Here is an 18681-nt window from a genome sequence, read left to right as displayed (position 1 = left end):
TCCCTAATATGGTAATTTATATATAATATTATTATAACACTTTTTTAACGGAGGGCAATAAAATGGATACATTATGTAAGATGTTTAAAATTAAATATCCAATAATCCAAGGAGGTATGGGGAATATCAGCAATGCAAAATTAGCAGCAGCAGTATCTGAGGCAGGAGGGATGGGAACGATCGGCGCAGGTACAATGACTCCGGAAGAATTAGATACGATTATTTTAGAAACAAAGAGTATGACGAATAATACATTTTCCGTAAATATAGCGATTAATGTTAATCCGTATTTAGAGGAAATGATCTCTTTAGTCATTGAACGGAAAATTCCTATTGTTTCTTTGTCAGCTGGTGATCCCACAGCGTACATAAAGAGACTCCATCATGTTGGGATAAAGGTAATTACGGTTGTAGGATCGGTTAAGCATGCATTAAAGGCGGAGGCCGCCGGAACAGATGCGATAGTAGCAGAAGGATATGAAGCAGCGGGAATAAATTCAAATTATGAAAGTACATCTTTAACATTAATACCTCAAATTGTTAGCAAAGTAAAAGTTCCAGTAATTGCAGCTGGTGGTATAGGTGATGGTCGTGGTTTAGCTGCAATGCTCGTATTAGGAGCTAGGGGAGTACAAATCGGTACTCGTTTTATTGCAACTCAAGAAGCTCCCTTTAGTGATGAATATAAACATAAAATCATATCAGCTACAGATATTGACACTGTTATTGTAGGACGCTCTGTAAATCGGATAAGACGGGTATTAAAAACTCCTTATGCTAAAAAATTATTAGAAGCTGAGGGCAATCATTTTACATTAGAAAAATTTAATGAATTAACGAGTGAAAAATATCATAAAATCGGAGCTATAGATGGAAATTTTTAGCAGAGGATTTATAAATGGGGACAAATTTCTGGATTAATTAATGATATACCTACTGTAGAACAGTTGTTATGCCGCATGATGAGAGAAGCAAGTCATGCAGCTAATCTGTTTCATGAATATATCCAGCCTGCTTCACACATAAAATGAGAAGAACTCATTTAATAAAATAAAACATTTAATCCTAAAACGTTTCTAAAACGTGATAATTAATATAGAAAATATTTGGGAAAAGAATGATTATAAAAAACTAATGAGCAGGAAAAACCAACCCTTTTTGACAGTAGTAAGTAGGGGAACGAGTAAAGTGGAAAGCTATAAATAGAGTAAAACATGATGAACGGACAGCTATTGTCCGTTTTTTATATAGAATATTTGTAAATTTTCGAAATATTCTTGACAATATTTATTAAAGTGATTACCATATAATTATACTAAATTAAACACAAACGTAATAAAAACGTCATATAAATTAGAGGTGATATTATTGGAGGATTTACTGCAATTTTTGATGACTGGATTAACGATTGGAAGTATTTATGCAATCGTTGCATTAGGGTTTGTAACAGTTTATAGCGTAACGAAGGTCATTAATTTATCTCAAGGGGAATTCGTTATGCTAGGTGGAATGACAATGTTCTCAATGCTTTCTCTAGGGGTCCCTTATTTTATCGCATTTATTTTGACCATTGGCATTGTTGTTATATCAGGATATTTACTAGAATTTATTATTATTAGAAGGGCAAAAAGGGCTGATGCAATCAGCTTAATTATTCTAACGATTGGAGCTTCAATATTTATACGAGGTATTGCACGGATAGTGTGGGGAAAAAATCCAGTTAAGGTAGAATCATTTTTGAATAGTGAACCTATTAATATATTCGGAGCCGCTATCACACCTCAAAGTATTTTTATCATGTTAATCTTGTTTATTTGTCTAACAATACTATATTACATTATGGAAAGGACAATGGTAGGAAAAGCTTTTCGTGCATGTTCAGCTAATCCATTAGCTGCAAGGTTAATGAGTATTAGTCCTGCTAAAATGTCTTCATTCTCCTTTATAATGAGTGCCACTTTAGGAGCTGTTGCAGGACTTGCTATTGCACCAATCATTTTTCCTACATATGACATGGGCGGAATGCTAGGAGTGAAAGGATTTTCTGCAACTATACTTGGAGGATTAGGCAGCGCACAAGGAGCGGTAATTGGCGGCATAATGATTGGGTTAATTGAATCATTAGGCGCTGGATATGTGAGCTCTGGTATAAAAGATGCGATCGTTTTCGGTTTCATTCTTCTCATTTTACTAATTCGACCATATGGAATTATGGGTGAAAAAAATGTTGGGAAAGGAGGCCTTTAATATGTTTCAATTGAAGGGACTTCAAAAAAAGAGTTGGATTGGTTTTCAAGTGTTTGCCCTCTTAGTTATTCTTTTCCCAATCGTTTTTTCTGAATCGTTTTATATAACGAAAGCAACTTATGCAGGAATTCATGCGATCATTGCAGTGAGTTTAGGATTATTAATGGGATTTGCGGGACAAATTTCATTAGGCCATGCAGCTTTTTATGGTGTAGGAGCTTATACAACAGCTGTACTATCAACTACATATCAATTAAATCCATGGATAGGATTAATTTTCTCATTTATAATTCCAGGTGTTATTGCCTATATGATTGGTTTTACAATGGCTCGGCTAAGCGGTTATTATCTTGCGATGGCGACACTTTCGTTCGGTATTATTATTCATGTTTTGCTGGTGGAATGGAAATCTTTAACTAAAGGTGCATCAGGTTTATATGGGATTCCAAAAATAGAATTATTCGGCTTAGCCTTAACACAAGGAATTCAATATTATTATTTCGTTTGGTGTTTTGTACTTTTAATGACTATTTTATCTTTAAATATTATTAAATCTAGAATAGGGCGTGCACTTCGTTCAATTCATGGGAGTGAGATTGCGGCTAGTTCAATGGGGGTTGATGCAGGTAAATATAAAATACAAATATTTGTTCTAGGAGCGATGTTTTCAGGACTAGCTGGATGGTTAATGGCTCATATGAGTTATAGTATTTCACCGACATCTTTTACACTTGATGCATCAATTATATTTCTTGCAATGGTCGTTTTAGGTGGAAGTACAAGTGTATGGGGGGCAATTATAGGTTCCGTACTTATTACAATAGTTGGAGTAATTGTAGATTTTCTCGGAGAACATATTCCCTTTATTACAAGTGATTTTGAACATGTCATTTACGGATTAATTTTAATGCTGGTTGTCATATTTCTCCCTCAAGGAATATTTCCAGCAATAACAAAAGTCTATCGTTCGAAAATAATCAATATTAGAAAATCTAGAGCCTCTGAAAATATCTAAATTTCTAATCGAGAGGGGAATGTGGAAGAATTGAATATTTTATTAGAAGCAAAGAACATCACTAAAAGTTTCGGAGGAGTTGTTGCTAACAAGGATGTATCTTTTAAGATCGAAGAGGGATCAATAGTTGGTTTAATAGGTCCAAATGGTGCCGGTAAAAGTACAATGTTTAATATATTGTCAGGTGTTTTTCCGCCTACTTCAGGAAGAATAGATTTTGAAGGAAACAGAATTGACACACTTTCATCCTATAAAATATGTAAGTTTGGAATTTCAAGGACATTTCAAAATTTACAAATATTTAATAATATGACGGTATTAGAAAATGTTATGGTTGGTCATCATTCAAAAACATTTTCAGGAATGTTAGCTGCTGCTTTGCGTTTTCCTAATGCTCTAAGGGAAGAAAAAATTATTTGTGAGGCCGCAATGGAGCAAATTAAATTAGTCGGACTTGAAGATGTTTATGATGTAAATGCTGAAGGCTTGCCTTTAGGCAAACTGCGTTTGTTAGAGTTAGCAAGAGCACTTGCATCTGAACCTAAGTTGTTATTATTAGATGAAATTGCGGCTGGTCTAAACGATCGAGAAACATTAAAAATAAATAAGTTAATTAATCAAATCCGTCAAAAGGGGATGACTATTTTTGTAGTCGAACATGACATGAATCTTGTTATGGGTATATGTGATAAGATCATCGTTCTTGATCAAGGCGTGAAAATTGCAGAAGGAACACCGAAAGAAATCCAAAATGATGAAAAAGTAGTAGAGGCCTACTTAGGCAGCGATGCTATTGATGAATTGGTGAGGTGACAAAATGATAAATAGAAAAGATTCATTACTAGAAATTAAAGGGTTAAGTTTCAGTTATGGGCCAATTATCGCTTTGAAAAAATTGTCTTTTCATGTGAATGAAGGTGAAATAGTTGCGTTGCTTGGTGCAAATGGTGCAGGTAAGAGTACGTTGCTTAAAGCAATTTCAGGATTACAAAATAGTTCATCAGGACAGATATTTTTTTATGGTGAGGATATTTCAGCCCTTCCTGCAGAACAAATAGTAAAACGGCATCTTATTCACGTACCAGAACATCGCCAAGTATTTTCTACATTAAGTGTAATCGAAAATATGTATTTAGGTGCGTATCATCACTTTAAAAAAACAAAAAAGAAAAAGATTGAAAAGGAAATTAAAAAATTATTCGAGATATTCCCGATTCTTGAAGAAAGGAAAAATCAGCTTGCTGGAACTTTATCGGGAGGTCAGCAGCAAATGTTAGCCATTGCCAGGGCGATTATGGCAAAGCCTAAGTTGTTACTTTTAGATGAACCATCGTTAGGATTGGCACCTTTGCTTGTGAAGGAAGTATTAGAGTTAGTGAAAGTTTTACGCGATCAATATAATACGACTATATTATTGATTGAGCAAAATGTCTTTGCATCTTTAAAAATATCCGATCGCGCATACGTTATTCAACAAGGTGAAATTGTAAAAGAAGGTTTTTCAAAGGAACTTTTAAATGATGAATACGTGAAAGAAGCATTTTTAGGCCATGCTGTTAGCTAAAAAATATATTAAAAAATTTGAAATTTGAAGCTCTGTTTTTTAAAAAACTATTAAGTATCTCATTGGGCTATTATACTAACAATGCGAGGAGGATGAATGATGAAAAAGTTTCATTTTTTTGGTGCAATTATACTACTAATTTGCATCCTTACGGCCTGTAAAAGTGAACAAGCTGGAAGCGATAAAGAAGAGACTACAAAAAAAACACAGTCTTATAAAATTGGTGTTATCTATTCAAAAACAGGTTCGGCAAGTCCGCTAGGAGAACCAGAATGGAATGCTACTTTATTGCTAGAAGAGGAAATTAATGCTGGTGGTGGAATTGATGGCGTTTCAGTTGAAATAATCTTTGCTGACGATGAATCATCGCAAGAAAAGGCGATCGAAGAGATGAATCGATTCATTCATGATGAAAATGTTTTGCTTGTTTTAGGTTCTTCTACTACAGGGGCAAGTTTAGCTATGAAAGGATTAGCAATGGAAAACGAGGTGCCAATGATTGCAGCTGCTGAAGCATCACAGTTAGTTGAACCTGCTGAAGAAGCTAAATGGGTTTTTAAAACACCGCATTCTAACGTCCATGCAGTTACTCGTATTTATATACACTTGCAAGAAGAAGGGATCAAAAAGATAGCTACATTAACTGACTCCAATGCTTACGGTGCTGCTGGACTAGAGAAACTTGAGGAATTAGCGGATGAATATAATATAGAGATTATGACATCTGAATCATATCATACGAACGATACAGATATGAGTGCACAATTAACAAAGATTAAGAAATCTGGGGCTGAAGCTGTTATTGTATGGGGAACAAATCCTGGTCCAGCAATAATAGCAAAAAAAATGAAGGAATTGGGAATTGACCTTCATTACATTGGAAGTCATGGCATAGCAAACCACAAATTTATTGAACTTGCAGAAGGCGGAGCGGAAGGAGTAGTAATTCCAACGGGAAAACTACTAGTTATTGATCAAATTGTTCAAAACGATCCTCAATACGAGATTATTACAAAATTTTATAACAATTATACAAAAAAGTTTAAAGGGGAAGAACCGACCCAATTTGGTTCATATGGATATGACAATGTTTTGTTAGCAGTTGAAGCAATTAAAGCTGCTGGGGCAGACCGTGCGGAAATACGAGATTATCTTGAAAATAAAATTAAAGATTTTATAGCAACTACAGGGAAATTTACATTTTCTAAAAATGATCATAATGGATTAGAAGCTGAAAGTATGGTTCTAGCTGAAGTTAAAGATGGCAAGTGGGTTCTGAAGGAATAGGAGGAATTTAAAAATGGATAAAGGAATTTTAGAAAAAGTTTCTAATGACCCATATGCTAAGGCTTTAGGAATATGTATAGATGAGATTGGGAAAGGATATGAAAAGTATCAATGGGCATAACAAATGATCTGTTGAACATACATGATACAGTAAACGGAGGAGTGATCTTTTCACTAGCTGATATTGCATTTGCGATTGCAAGCAACACCTATGATCAAATTGCGGTAGGTATTAATGCAAACATCAATTTCATAGAAGCAGTAAAGTTAGACGACCACTTGGAGGCAACAGCAAGGGAAATTTCCAAAAATCAAAGGTTAGGTTTGTACCATATGGAAGTAAAAAATAAACAAGGTCAATTAGTGGCAACAGCAGGGGGAACGGTTTATCGTAAGAAAAATAAATAAAACTGTGTTTCCCTATAGAGTCCATTGTTCGATTAGGTTCCTCTTTTTTGTCAGTTGAGTAAGCAGATCTTTTTTTGTATGATATTATTTGTATTCTGAAAATTTAAAAAGAGGAGCTGTAATAAAGATTTATGGAAATTAAAAACAGTTATATTTTAGTTGCGGGATTTGCTCAATTGCCGAAGGGCACACCAGTTTTTGAATTACAAAAAACAATCGGTTGTGTTTTAGTAGTAGATACAGAGACTGATTCAATTATTAAAGCAACATTCACTTTTTTGCAAGATTTAACAAACGAGTTTATAAGTAAATTACTTAAAGGAAAATCTTTAAAAAAAATAGAGGAAGTAATTCAAGATATAGAAAGGAAATTTATTGTTCCACCGCAAAAGGCTGTTATTCAAGCATTACTAATGGCAAAGAAAAATTATGAAGAAAGAAAAAATTTTTAAAACTAAAAGAAAGCGGTTGCAAATATCAGAAAATTAAATATAATAATATTAACAACATAAAATCAGTGTTTAACTGGACTATCTATCGAGCTAGGACATGGGCCGAACCTCAATACGTAGATAAGAAGCCAGTAGTAATAGAAGGAATTTAAATGAAGGTGGAATTTCATTTACTTTTCTATTACTACTGGTTTTTTTTTTTTGTAAAAACAATAAATTGGAGGGATTTTTAGATGGAATTTAGTTTATTTACGGTGTTTGACAATTATAAAAATTACCAGGAATCATTTGAACGCACTCCGGAACGGTTTTTGAATGAAGTTTTAGAACAAACAGTAATGGCAGATCGTTTAGGCTACAATTCAGTTTGGTTCGCTGAACATCATTTTAGTGAATATGGTATTTTAACTTCGCCGCATGTGTTCATGGCAGCTGCTGCTCAACGAACGAGTAAAATTCGTTTAGGCGTGTCTGTTAAAGTGTTGCCTTTTCATCATCCATTAAATGTTGCTGAAGACTATGCATTAGTAGATGTATTGAGTAACGGACGGCTTAACTTAGGACTAGGAAGTGGTTACCTTCCACATGAATTTTCTGGATTTAATCTCGATGGAAAAGATAAGGCACTAAGATTTAATGATGCCTTAGCTGTAATTGAAAAAGCGTGGAAAGGTGAAAAGTTTTCACATTTAGGAGAGTACTATCAATTTACAGATGTAAAGCTAGAAGTTACCCCAAAACAGAAAGAGGTTCCGACTTGGATTGCTACTTTAAGTCAAAATGGAGCCAACTATGTTGCAAAAATGGGCTATAACATGATGGGGATTCCTTACGTTGCTTGTAATTCAATTTCTGAATTGAAAGAAATTATCGATAGTTATAAAGATACGTATCGCAAAGCAGGTCATGATGAGAAGAGAGTGAAAATTCCACTTGCTCTTCATACTTATGTAGCAGAAACAACTGAAGAAGCTGAGGCGACTGCGAAGCCTCATCTTGATTTATATCTTGATACACGTATGTACGGAAAAAATGCGAAATATGAGGATTTAAGAGATAGAGAGCAAGTTCTAATTGGTTCACCAAAGGATGTTATTACAATGCTGAAAAAATATGAAAATGTTGGTTGCGATCATATTATGATGCTTATGAATTTTGGCGGATTACCATATCATAAAGTTTTGCAATCAATGGAATTAATTGCAAAAGAAGTGATGCCGGCTTTCAAATCTACTCATAAAGAAGAGCTAGAAGTGTGATTAGCCTCTAGAAAAGAGGAAATGAATACGAAGTTTCTAAATATATGAGAACAATTCAAATTTAAAAAATAGGTTGAATGAATGTATGAACTAAAAGGAAGTGTTTGAAATGAAAAGTAGTCCTAGTCTCCACGTTTTGTTAGAACGTTTAATCGATTATGCAGGGTTATTTCCGCCCGCTAATCTGTCTTTAATTAAGGCTATTGAAAATTATGCAAACTATATTAATAGCAATGATTCCTGGATGTTAGGACCTTTTATCATACCCGTTGCAAAAATAAACGAACTTCCACATTATCGTGAATTATTTTTAAATAAAAAAGCTTTAGAACTCTCAGTTGTTGGTAGAAAAAGTAGTGATGAAGAGCAATGTTTTGTTCAGTTTCGAGAAGATTTAAAGCTAATTCATCATTTTAGTAGAGAAAATTCCGATTGGTCTAATGTCAAAGTATATGAAATCCCATTGCCGCCCATTGTACCAACTAACAATTTAATAAAGGAAGCTTCAACAGGTGCAAAAGAATTAGGAATGAAAGTGTACTGTGAGTTAACAATGCTTAACGGCGACAATTGGCTAAATAATTTGTCTAGTACGCTGGATGTAATTTCGGAATTCAATTCAAGACATAAAGAAAAAGTGGGGGTAAAACTGCGAGCCGGCGGAATAAAAGCAGAAATGTTTCCCAGTACCGAAAAGGTTGCTTCTGTAATTGCTTTATGTCGTGATCTCAATTTGCCAATAAAATTCACTGCTGGATTACATCATCCGGTTCGAATGTACCGGGAAGAAGTAAAGACAAAAATGCATGGATTTCTTAACATTTTCCTGTCAGGTATGCTTGCTTATCATTTTAATCTAAATAAAAAAATAATAGAGGAAATCATATCAGATGAAAATATCGAGCACTTTATGATTAAGAATGACAGCTTAGCTTGGAAACATTTTTGTATAACAGCACAAGAGATGAAAGAGCTTCGAAATCATTCATTATGTTCATTTGGCAGTTGCAGTTTTGATGAACCAAAAGATGAATTATTAGATTTAATTAATCGACAGGAGGTCTTTAAGTGAAATCATTTATAAAAGTGGCTCCGGACTCTCATTTTCCTATTCAAAATTTGCCATATGGAGTATTTAGTACAAGTAACGAGGATAATCCTCGAGTTGGAGTTGCTATTGGTGACTATGTGTTAGATTTATCAATTTTAGAAGAGAAAGGGTTTTTCAAAGAAATTATCGCTAGGGAAAATGCTGTTTTTAACAAGTCTTCGCTAAACAGTTTGATGCAGCTAGGAAGAGACAGTTGGGTTGGCGTTCGAAAAAAAGTTCAAAAGCTATTGTCAGAGGACGAACCACAATTAAGAGACGATGAAGAGATTCGCAAGCAAGTGCTGTTTCCGATGAAAGAAGTTATACTTCATCTGCCTGTAGAAATTGGAGATTATACAGATTTTTATGCATCCAAAGAACATGCAACAAATGTTGGGATGATGTTTCGGGGGAAAGAAAATGCTTTAATGCCAAATTGGACTTATTTACCAGTAGGTTACCATGGGAGAGCTAGCTCGGTTATTTTGAGTGGTACGAGTATTCGACGTCCGCTAGGGCAAATAAAGCTGCCTAATCATTCGCCAATTTTTCGCTCAACTAGACAATTGGATTTTGAATTAGAGATGGGGTGCTTGATTGGTGTTGGGAATAAGCGCGGTGAACCGATTCCAATTGAAGAGGCCGAACAGCATGTTTTTGGAATGGTTTTAGTAAATGATTGGAGTGCTCGTGACATCCAGTCGTGGGAATATCAGCCGTTGGGACCATTTCTAGCGAAAAATTTTGCTACTTCTATTTCCCCATGGGTCGTGCCAATGGAGGCATTAGAACCTTTTCGGGTAACAGGACCAATTCAAGATCCAAAGCCGCTTGAATATCTTGAACAGAGTATTCCGAGTTCATTTAATATACAACTTGAAGTCTATTTGCGAAGTAAAAAGATGAGTGCACCGAAGCGAATCTGTTTAAGCAATTATCGCTATTTATATTGGAGCATGGCTCAGCAAATTGCCCATCATACGATTGGGGGCTGCGATTTAAATCCCGGAGATTTACTTGCTACAGGTACAATTAGCGGTTCTGAAAAAGATTCGCGAGGCTGTTTACTAGAACTAACGTGGAGAGGTAAAGAACCGATTTCTTTATCTGAACAAGAACAAAGAGAGTGGTTAGAAGACGGGGATGAGGTAACGATGACAGGCTGGTGTCAAGGTGATGGTTATCGAGTTGGTTTTGGGGAAGTTACTGGAGTAATTGAGCCAGCGCTAGATGCTGAACATGTACTACAAAGAAAACATCAGAGAATTTAGCTTTAAAAGATTGATAAAGGAGGAAGATTACGATGACATGGTACCGAAAAATGGGAAAAATCCCTCGTAAGAGACATACGGTATTTCGTAAGGAGGATCATTCCTTATTTAATGAACAAGTGATGGGGACTAAAGGGTTTTCCGGGATCCAATCAATTTTGTACCATCATAATCCCCCTACACAGTTTTATAAATCAAATTTAATCGGAGATTGTGGCGTGAAATATGAGGAGCAAGGCACGCTTCGCCCGCGACATTTTTATACGAACAAGGGGAATAAAGAACGAAGTGATGCTGTAATGGGAAGAGAATATATTTTAGGAAATGAAGACTTATTAATAGGCGTAGTAAATCCTGCTGAAAATATGGATTACTTCTATCGTAATGGTAATGGAGATGAGCTATTGTTTGTCCATTATGGCAGCGGGAAAGTTGAAACTACTTTCGGAACGCTTCAATATAAGCCGGGGGATTATATTGTTATTCCTATAGGAACGATTTATCGGATTGTGCCAGATAAGGGAGAGTCAAAGTTTCTTGTGATCGAAACAAACAGTTGGATCATAACACCTAAACGATATAGAAATGAATTTGGCCAGTTGCTTGAACATAGTCCGTTTTGCGAAAGAGATATAAAAGGACCTGAAAAATTAGTGACCTATAATGAAAAAGGGGAATTTGAAGTTCGAACAAAGTCAGGTAATTACCTACATTCTCATTATTACGCCCATCACCCGTTTGATGTAATAGGATGGGATGGTTATTTATTTCCTTGGATATTTAATATTAGTGATTTTGAACCAATCACTCGACGTATTCATATGCCGCCGCCAATCCATCAAACCTTTGAAGGATATAATTTTATTGTTTGCTCATTTGTTCCCCGGTTGTATGATTATCATCCAGAAGCGATCCCAGCTCCATATTTTCATAGTAATGTAGACAGTGATGAGGTTTTGTATTATGTAGAAGGAAATTTTATGAGCCGGAAAGGGATAAATGAAGAGTCTATTACTCTTCATCCCGCAGGTATTCCGCATGGTCCGCATCCTGGAAAAATTGAAGAAAGTATCGGAAAAAAAGAAACATTAGAGTTAGCAGTTATGATCGATACATTCCGACCGTTAAAAGTTGTTAAAAAGGCGAATCAGATGATGGAAGATGAAAGCTATCAATATAGTTGGATTGAAAAAAATAAATTTTGAAATGATTAATGATAAAGGTTAGGCTGTTAACCCACATGATGGAGTGGGGACAGCCTTAAAATAAATTTTTTGAATATCCAGTCTCACCCTATTTTTGTTCCTTTTCTTTTAAAGGAATACATATGAGGAATTCCTTCTATGAGCAGTAGAAGGAGAGCTTAATAGTGATTGACGCATTAAACATTTTATATGCCTAATTTAAGGAGTGAGATCAGAATGAGTCAAGTAGTTAAAGAAACGCCTCATAATATTAATATGGAAACCGAAGCTCCTTCAAAATCAGGGGTGCCAACTTCTTTAATGTATTTTATCTTAAGTATTTGCTTTTTTAGTATATTGGCTGACGGTTATGATTTAGGTATTTATGGGGCTGTCCTTCCAAGTTTATTAGAATATCAACCTTGGGACTTATCGCCAGCTCAAGCAGGTACAATAGGAAGTTATGCCCTGTTTGGAATGTTGATCGGTGCAATTTTAGTTGGTACAATAACTGATATATTCGGTAGAAAATGGACATTAATCCTATGTATTACCTTGTTTTCATTAACAATGGCGGCTTGTGCTATGGCTACATCATCAGGAGTCTTCGGTTTATTTCGTTTTATAGGAGGGATTGGATTAGGCGGGGTTATTCCAACTGCTTCTGCCCTTGCAGTTGAATATTCACCTCCTCATCGCAGATCGTTAAATTATTCAATTATGTTTATGGGTTATTCCTTCGGTACAGTGTTAGGAGCCATTTTATCGATATATCTTTTGAACTCATTTGGATGGAGATTTATGTTTTGGATCGGAGCTGTTCCATTGTTATTAATTCCGATCATGATTAAGTTTTTACCAGAGTCAGTGAGTTTTCTTCTTTCTAAGTCTAAAAATAAAGAAGCAGAAAAGATATGTAAGCGATTTCATATGAATATTTCATTTTTTAAAGATCAAGTAGTTGAAGCAGAAAAAGGTGCAATAAAGGAACAAACATCATTTAAAGGTCTTTTTTCAAAAAAATATATTAAAGCGACATTGTTTATTTGGTTAACGTATATTATGGGATTTTATTTAGTGTATGGATTAAACACATGGTTGCCACAAATCATGAAAGAATTGGGTTATTCGCTTCATTCTAGCTTATCATTTTTACTAGTTATGAATCTTACAGCTGGAATAGGGGCCCTTTTTGCGAGTATGGTTGCCGACCGTTGGGGTTCAAAAAGAGTAATCGGAGTTTCCTATTTTTTCGCTGCGTTGAGTGCTTTCTGTTTAACGATAGGTGCGCCACCAATTGCAATTACTTACTTATTAGTAGGGATAGCTGGTTTCGGTGCGGTAGGTAGTACCCAAATCTTAAATGCTTTTGTTACAAAATATTATCCTGCTCAATTAAGGGCTACCGCGTTAGGTTGGGGTCTAGGGATTGGAAGAATAGGGGCTATTTCCGGTCCAGTTATTATTGGATTCTTGTTAAGTATGAATGTAGATTTAATATGGAGTTTTTTTACATTCGTTATAGCTGGATTAGTTGCTGTAGTTGGAATGATTTTCACTCCAAAGAAGGAAAATGAAGTAGTTTAATTTTTGTGACTCATATTCTTTCAGTTATGTGAAAGGGTATGAGTCAATTTTGACAGAAAGAATGAAACAAAGCCTAAAAAGTTGGACAGCCGTAAGGAGTTGATCATGATGAAAACAACTTTTCTTAAATCTATTTCAACCTGTGTACAAACTAAAGTAAAACCTTGTGTTATGGCCCTTGGCTTTTTCGATGGGGTTCATTTAGGGCATAAACAATTAATAGAAAAAGCGAAGTATATTGCAAGACAAAAGGGATTGGAATTAACTGTTCTGACGTTTTTCCCCCATCCAAAAGAAGTGCTAAATGATGTGAAGTTTCATTATTTAATATCATTGGAAAGAAAAATAGAAATTTTTGAACAGCTGGGGGTTGAGCGGCTATATGTTATACGTTTTGATAAAGAATTTGCAAGTCTTGAACCGGAGGTATTTGTACAAAAATATCTTATTTCTTTACAAGTAAGAGAAGTAGTTGCCGGATTTGATTTTACATACGGCAGTAAAGGATTAGGTACTATTGAAACGCTTGAAACCCATGGAAAAGGGACATTTCGTGTAACAATGATACCAAAAGTAGAATTATATAAAAAGAAAATTAGCTCTACTTATATTAGAAGCCTTTTAAGGTCTGGAAAGGTAGATCAAATTGCTTATTATTTAGGTGATCATTATGAAACAAAAGGTTGGATCACTCATGTATATGAACTTTCCACCTTAAATTGTATATATAAAGTAAAGATCAAAGCATCCTTATTTAATAGTTTACCAAATTACGGTATTTATAAAGTGAATGTGCAAACGAAGCAACGAAAATTTCAAAGTATTTGTTTTATTTGCGAAAGAAAAGATGGCGAGGTTGATGTTGAGATAGACGTTCCTAAGCAGATCAAATTACGTAATCACGAAAAGGTAATCATCAAGTGGCTTGATGACTTATCTGAACAACTCTGGTTAAATGGCCGAGAAGCGATAAAATTGGTTTAATATATCCGCATACTTCAAAATCTTTAGATAGTTAAAAAGAAAAGGGGAAATTAAATGAGGCTTCAAATTAAATCAAAACTATGGACTTTTCAATACATTATTGTTGCCTTATACCATTTTTAATTTTATTAGAGGGAGTAAGTTTTAGAATTATTACAACAATTTTAGCATCATTAGTATTGGCAGTCATGCTAATTGAACGAACAGGGGAAGGCATTGGGTACTTTGCAATGGCTTCGAGTCTTGAAGCTAGTTTTGCATCAGTACAGCTTGATCTATTTTATTCGAAATATTTATCTAAAACAAATAGAAGGAAAGAAAACCCCCTAGCTTTTTAGTGTATTTGCTCTCTTTAACAAGTGAGGGAATATTTAATTTTTATTAATGGGCTTGGTGAAGAAGGGGGACTAGGTTCAAAGGTCTCCTTGTTTTTTTAGTGATTATCTTTGTAATGTTTTTTTTGTGGCATATTTCTAGGAAGATTTTTTTTTGATCAAATGGGTCTAAAGATTTAATATATCCAGTCTGCTTATGTGGTGAGATCGGATTATTATTTTTGGTGTCATAAATAATCTGTCAGTATTGGCAGTTATTTTTATGGAATAGCTTATAAACCAGTACAAACGACGCTTCAATTGTAGGCTGTTAGTCAAGTAAATTCTAAAAAAAAAGAGGGTTATCGAGATGATACTAGTATGCGATTAAGCGATCACAGTAGGGTCCTCAATCCTTGGCATGGTTACTCTTCGATATATTACTGCTTTTACTTCTATTTTTTTTTTATATTTAAAAGTTACAAAAATTAAGGATATGAGGAAAAAAAGCAAAAGATGTTTTAATGTAGTAGAAAGAGACTAGGGTACATATTACAAAAAATAACACAAGTAGATTTATATTGAAATATCATTTAAAATGCTATATGAGACCCCATTCATACTGATAGTTTTCTTGAAAATGTATCAGGCTCAATTACATAAAGCATTTGTAATATGTTGTGTTTTTATGTTAATGAGGTAAATAAAACTTCAAAGATTAGTAGATCGAGATGAGGGATTATATGCCGATATCGACAATAGCGGATTATTTAGGTTTTCGGGTATTATGGAGTCCTTACTTTTTCATAGTACTGATGTTAATTTTAGTCGGCTACTTTTTAATTACAATGAAATTTCGTACTCGTTTTGTTTCAAGTGAAAAATTAACGAAAAGACAAGCGACATTTTTTACGCTTGGGATCGTTCTGCTTTATATGATAGAAGGATCACAACTACCTAAAATTGGATATTTTTACTTTCATGAAACATACTATATTCAAAAGGCTTGTCTTTATTTAGTTATTCCGCCCTTTTTAATTATAGGCATTCCACAATGGATTTGGCGTGCAATCATAAATAATCCCGCCTTTAAGTTGATATTTAATATTTTCATGAAACCTCTTATTGCTTTGATATTATTTAACATCTTCTTTATTTTTTCTTACCTAACTAATATTCCATATTACGGAAGTTATTATATTGAATTACTTTATAATGGTTTCGTATTTATATTGGCCGTTTTTATGTGGTGGCCATTAGTTAACCAATTACCAGAGCAACGAAAACTGAGTAGGTTAAAAAAGGTCGGTTATATTTTTTTAGGGATTGTTATCGCATTTATCACATTAATGTTTATGGTTTCTTTATTTCTGTTAAGTTCTTCGATACGCTATTGAAAAGAAAGCTAGTTTTAAGTTAAAAATAAACATTAAAGTATTAACATTTTTTTTCATAAGAAAAGGGTGTTTTTATTTGTTAAAAAACTGAATCATAAAACACCCCCTCTTGCTGATTCCTGGGATTCCTAGAATTAAGTGGCTTTAACTACTAGTCTTCTAACAACTTTTTTAGAGCGTTTCGAATCTATTTAATTATAAACTTACAAGTGATTCGTATCGTTTGGAATAGAGCCAATCCACATAAGTAAAGTCATACTCGCCACGCTTTGAGAAAATGTCATTACGCAACATAATTGAGATTGGATCTTCTGCATGGATAATTTCTCCCCAATTCCTAGCATACGTTTGAACTTTGGAAGCACGTGGGATTCTTTCTTTTTGATATTCAAGAAATGCTGTTGTATAGTCGTCTCCGTATTTATGAATCATACTTGTCAAATGTGCTACATCTTCTAACGCCTGAATTCCGCCTTGAGCCATATATTGCAGCATTGGATGAGCGGCGTCACCTAACAATGTAACCCGTCCTTTTGTCCAATTTTGGATTGGATCACGGTCCCACATCGCCCAACGAAATTGCCGCGAGATAAAGGATACGGAATGTTTTACAAATGGACAAGTATTTGCAAAGCGCTCATCCATTTCTTCTGGAGTACCCCAATCATTCGCTTTCCAATCGTCAGCGCCTGGTTTGTACTTGAAGCTTTTGAACACAACAACTTGGTTGTAAAGTTCTCCTCGTCGAACTGGATATTGAACAAGGTGAAGGTTAGGTCCAATCCACATGAGGACATCATCTGGGTTCGTTCCTGCTGTTTCGGTCACTTCCTCCATTGGGATTGTCCCACGGTAGGCGACATATTGGGAACAAACTGGTTGATCGTCACTCACTAATTTGCGCGTGTTTGAATGAATCCCGTCCGCGCCAATTACCGCATCAGATTCATAAATATCCCCGTTTACTAAAGTCACTTTAGCTCGATCGGTTAAATCTTCAACTTTTTCTACTTCACTATTCGTTAGCAACGTAATATTTCCTTTTTCTAGACAAGCTTCATAAAGAACTTTGTGTAAATCAGCACGATGCATCACGATGTATGGATGTCCGTACTGATTTTTGAATGTTTCTTCTAAATTAAGAGCGGTTAATTCCTTTCCAGTAATTGCATCCATTAAAACGAGTCGTTTTGGAAAGACTGCTAATTTGCTAATTTCGTCCATGACTCCTAATCTTTCGAGTACAGCAGTCCCATTTGGAGCTAGTTGAATACCTGCACCGACTTCACTAAATTCAGGAGCTCGCTCTAAAACTAATGATTTTCGCCCTGTTTCTGCCATCCCCAATGCTGCAGCAAGACCACCAATTCCTCCCCCGACAATGATAATCTTTCTAGATTTTTTTTCTGACATTGTTAGTCCCCCTTTTGATGACTTAAAAATTACAGCGCTTATAAATTTGTGAAATTAGGCTTTCTGTATAGACATAAATGCAGTTTTTTTTTAATAAGCACTGGTGTAAATTCACTTTTTATTTCTTGATGACCGTTGTTTGTGTCAAGTTCTTGTTTTTGTTCTAGCTCAAACCGTTCCATTATTGGCAAGTCATTAATAGAAAATAAATACGTATCACTTGTTGCAACATGTTCATGCCATGCCCAGTTTGGAACGACAAAATAGTCTCCTTTTGTCCAATCGAACCGAACACCGTTAATGATCGTATATCCGGATCCTTTAAACACGTGATAAATCGATGAATGTGTGTGGCGATGAGCTTTTGTATGGAATCCCTTTGGTAACAATTGCATAATTGCACCCATTGTTGGATTTGCTGTTTGTCCATTTGATGGATTAATATATTCAACTGCGTATCCGTCAAAAGGATCTGGATCAAAGTTTGCTAATCCTTGTATAGCATCTACGGTTCCCTGCCATTTAAAATTAGCAAGTGGTGCAATTGAATAAGAACGATCGTTGAGCGGACGAACCATCCCACCTTGATAACGTAGCTCCGAGAAATTATCTGGTGTGTTAGGCTGTTGCAAATAACCATCAAATGGATCAAAAAATGTTCCGCCAATAGAATAAACGGTTGGAATATCAAGCGCATCCATCCAAATCATCGGCTTTTCCCCAACGTGTTCATGTCCGTGCCATAGTGTTTTAGGAGTAATTAAGAAATCTCCTTCTTCCATAAAGACTCTTTCTCCTTGGACAATCGTATAAGCGCCTTCTCCCTCAGTAATAAAGCGGATAGCATTTTGAGAATGACGATGAGACGGAGCAACTTCACCCGGAAGGAGCAATTGAACCGCTGCATACAAAGTTTGGGTAGTAGAAGCCCATCCCCAAGGTTGCCTATAAGTTAAACCAGGGTTTTGGAAATATATCGCGCGCCGTTCGCCACCTCGCTCGGGTGTAAAAATTTCAGAAGCCTCCATTAGTTTCTTATTTAACAGTTCACCTTTCCACAAGTAAGCTTGTGCTTGCGGCTTAGGAGTACGATTCATTAATTCAGGAATTGCTTCCCAAAGCGGTCCTAAATGGTATTGTTGAATCTCCTTTGTAAAGTCTTGGACAACTTTGCTTTTCATGAATTCTCTTATTTCTGTCAATTTTTAT

General features: G+C 35.2%; 17 protein-coding genes. 15 read left to right on the top strand and 2 right to left on the bottom strand.

Annotation, left to right across the window (positions count from 1 at the left end):
• Positions 1 to 62: 62 nt before the first annotated feature.
• From K6959_RS12345 to K6959_RS12275, 15 genes are all read left to right on the top strand, one after another.
• Positions 63 to 884, top strand: a complete 822-nt coding sequence (locus K6959_RS12345; RefSeq protein ID WP_394372996.1) for an NAD(P)H-dependent flavin oxidoreductase — start codon at positions 63 to 65, stop codon at positions 882 to 884.
• A 484-nt stretch (positions 885 to 1368) separates the two neighbouring features.
• On the top strand, positions 1369 to 2247 hold the full coding sequence (locus tag K6959_RS12340) for a branched-chain amino acid ABC transporter permease (protein WP_163242152.1): 879 nt from the start codon (positions 1369 to 1371) through the stop codon (positions 2245 to 2247).
• Between the two features lies 1 nt (position 2248).
• A complete protein-coding gene (locus K6959_RS12335; RefSeq protein ID WP_223086643.1) occupies positions 2249 to 3262 on the top strand; it encodes a branched-chain amino acid ABC transporter permease in 1014 nt (337 codons plus the stop codon).
• 30 nt (positions 3263 to 3292) lie between these two features.
• Positions 3293 to 4075 carry an ABC transporter ATP-binding protein gene (locus K6959_RS12330; RefSeq protein ID WP_163242173.1) on the top strand — a complete coding sequence of 261 codons (783 nt, stop codon included), beginning with the start codon at positions 3293 to 3295 and terminating at the stop codon, positions 4073 to 4075.
• A 4-nt stretch (positions 4076 to 4079) separates the two neighbouring features.
• A complete protein-coding gene (locus K6959_RS12325; RefSeq protein ID WP_163242150.1) occupies positions 4080 to 4826 on the top strand; it encodes an ABC transporter ATP-binding protein in 747 nt (248 codons plus the stop codon).
• A 99-nt stretch (positions 4827 to 4925) separates the two neighbouring features.
• A complete protein-coding gene (locus K6959_RS12320) occupies positions 4926 to 6113 on the top strand; it encodes an ABC transporter substrate-binding protein (RefSeq protein WP_223086642.1) in 1188 nt (395 codons plus the stop codon).
• A gap of 111 nt (positions 6114 to 6224) precedes the next feature.
• The gene (locus tag K6959_RS12315; RefSeq protein WP_262421785.1) at positions 6225 to 6521 is read left to right on the top strand and encodes a hotdog fold thioesterase; all 297 of its coding nucleotides are present in this window, start codon (positions 6225 to 6227) and stop codon (positions 6519 to 6521) included.
• Positions 6522 to 6652: 131 nt separating this feature from the next.
• Positions 6653 to 6973, top strand: coding sequence for a DUF3870 domain-containing protein (locus K6959_RS12310; RefSeq protein ID WP_223086640.1), 321 nt, complete (start codon positions 6653 to 6655; stop codon positions 6971 to 6973).
• Between the two features lie 233 nt (positions 6974 to 7206).
• Positions 7207 to 8232: an LLM class flavin-dependent oxidoreductase gene (locus K6959_RS12305; RefSeq protein ID WP_163242147.1), complete on the top strand. Its 1026-nt coding sequence runs from the start codon at positions 7207 to 7209 to the stop codon at positions 8230 to 8232.
• A gap of 109 nt (positions 8233 to 8341) precedes the next feature.
• Positions 8342 to 9304 carry a hypothetical protein gene (locus K6959_RS12300; RefSeq protein ID WP_163242146.1) on the top strand — a complete coding sequence of 321 codons (963 nt, stop codon included), beginning with the start codon at positions 8342 to 8344 and terminating at the stop codon, positions 9302 to 9304.
• The gene (gene fahA, locus K6959_RS12295; RefSeq protein WP_163242145.1) at positions 9301 to 10593 is read left to right on the top strand and encodes a fumarylacetoacetase; all 1293 of its coding nucleotides are present in this window, start codon (positions 9301 to 9303) and stop codon (positions 10591 to 10593) included. The genes K6959_RS12300 and fahA overlap by 4 nt, the downstream gene beginning before the upstream one ends.
• A 32-nt stretch (positions 10594 to 10625) precedes the next feature.
• Positions 10626 to 11798: a homogentisate 1,2-dioxygenase gene (locus tag K6959_RS12290; protein WP_223086638.1), complete on the top strand. Its 1173-nt coding sequence runs from the start codon at positions 10626 to 10628 to the stop codon at positions 11796 to 11798.
• A 255-nt stretch (positions 11799 to 12053) separates the two neighbouring features.
• Positions 12054 to 13364: an MFS transporter gene (locus K6959_RS12285; RefSeq protein WP_223088380.1), complete on the top strand. Its 1311-nt coding sequence runs from the start codon at positions 12054 to 12056 to the stop codon at positions 13362 to 13364.
• A gap of 108 nt (positions 13365 to 13472) precedes the next feature.
• On the top strand, positions 13473 to 14348 hold the full coding sequence (locus K6959_RS12280; protein ID WP_163242143.1) for an FAD synthetase family protein: 876 nt from the start codon (positions 13473 to 13475) through the stop codon (positions 14346 to 14348).
• 1057 nt (positions 14349 to 15405) lie between these two features.
• Complete coding sequence (locus K6959_RS12275) at positions 15406 to 16059, top strand: cytochrome c oxidase assembly protein (protein ID WP_223086636.1); 654 nt, start codon at positions 15406 to 15408, stop codon at positions 16057 to 16059.
• A 195-nt stretch (positions 16060 to 16254) separates the two neighbouring features.
• On the opposite strand, the gene K6959_RS12270 is transcribed toward K6959_RS12275, so the two are convergent.
• Together K6959_RS12270 and K6959_RS12265 are read right to left on the bottom strand one after the other, a co-directional pair.
• Positions 16255 to 17472, bottom strand: a complete 1218-nt coding sequence (locus K6959_RS12270) for an FAD-dependent monooxygenase (protein WP_163242141.1) — start codon at positions 17470 to 17472, stop codon at positions 16255 to 16257.
• A 38-nt stretch (positions 17473 to 17510) separates the two neighbouring features.
• Positions 17511 to 18653 carry a cupin domain-containing protein gene (locus K6959_RS12265; protein WP_223088379.1) on the bottom strand — a complete coding sequence of 381 codons (1143 nt, stop codon included), beginning with the start codon at positions 18651 to 18653 and terminating at the stop codon, positions 17511 to 17513.
• Positions 18654 to 18681 lie beyond the last annotated feature (28 nt).

It is taken from the genome of Bacillus aquiflavi (assembly GCF_019915265.1).
Lineage (GTDB): Bacteria > Bacillota > Bacilli > Bacillales > Cytobacillaceae > Bacillus_BT > Bacillus_BT aquiflavi.
Note: the sequence above shows the minus strand (reverse complement) of the source record. Positions and strands in the feature narration are given on the sequence as shown.

What these genes read in the sequence shown, in the direction of transcription:
- K6959_RS12345 (WP_394372996.1), top strand. Translation starts at nt 63, where the DNA reads ATGGATACATTATGTAAGATGTTTAAAATTAAATATCCAATAATCCAA.
- K6959_RS12335 (WP_223086643.1), top strand. Translation starts at nt 2,249, where the DNA reads ATGTTTCAATTGAAGGGACTTCAAAAAAAGAGTTGGATTGGTTTTCAA.
- K6959_RS12325 (WP_163242150.1), top strand. Translation starts at nt 4,080, where the DNA reads ATGATAAATAGAAAAGATTCATTACTAGAAATTAAAGGGTTAAGTTTC.
- K6959_RS12320 (WP_223086642.1), top strand. Translation starts at nt 4,926, where the DNA reads ATGAAAAAGTTTCATTTTTTTGGTGCAATTATACTACTAATTTGCATC.
- K6959_RS12315 (WP_262421785.1), top strand. Translation starts at nt 6,225, where the DNA reads ATGGGCATAACAAATGATCTGTTGAACATACATGATACAGTAAACGGA.
- K6959_RS12310 (WP_223086640.1), top strand. Translation starts at nt 6,653, where the DNA reads ATGGAAATTAAAAACAGTTATATTTTAGTTGCGGGATTTGCTCAATTG.
- K6959_RS12305 (WP_163242147.1), top strand. Translation starts at nt 7,207, where the DNA reads ATGGAATTTAGTTTATTTACGGTGTTTGACAATTATAAAAATTACCAG.
- K6959_RS12300 (WP_163242146.1), top strand. Translation starts at nt 8,342, where the DNA reads ATGAAAAGTAGTCCTAGTCTCCACGTTTTGTTAGAACGTTTAATCGAT.
- K6959_RS12290 (WP_223086638.1), top strand. Translation starts at nt 10,626, where the DNA reads ATGACATGGTACCGAAAAATGGGAAAAATCCCTCGTAAGAGACATACG.
- K6959_RS12285 (WP_223088380.1), top strand. Translation starts at nt 12,054, where the DNA reads ATGGAAACCGAAGCTCCTTCAAAATCAGGGGTGCCAACTTCTTTAATG.
- K6959_RS12280 (WP_163242143.1), top strand. Translation starts at nt 13,473, where the DNA reads ATGAAAACAACTTTTCTTAAATCTATTTCAACCTGTGTACAAACTAAA.
- K6959_RS12275 (WP_223086636.1), top strand. Translation starts at nt 15,406, where the DNA reads ATGCCGATATCGACAATAGCGGATTATTTAGGTTTTCGGGTATTATGG.
- K6959_RS12270 (WP_163242141.1), bottom strand. Translation starts at nt 17,472, where the DNA reads ATGTCAGAAAAAAAATCTAGAAAGATTATCATTGTCGGGGGAGGAATT.
- K6959_RS12265 (WP_223088379.1), bottom strand. Translation starts at nt 18,653, where the DNA reads ATGAAAAGCAAAGTTGTCCAAGACTTTACAAAGGAGATTCAACAATAC.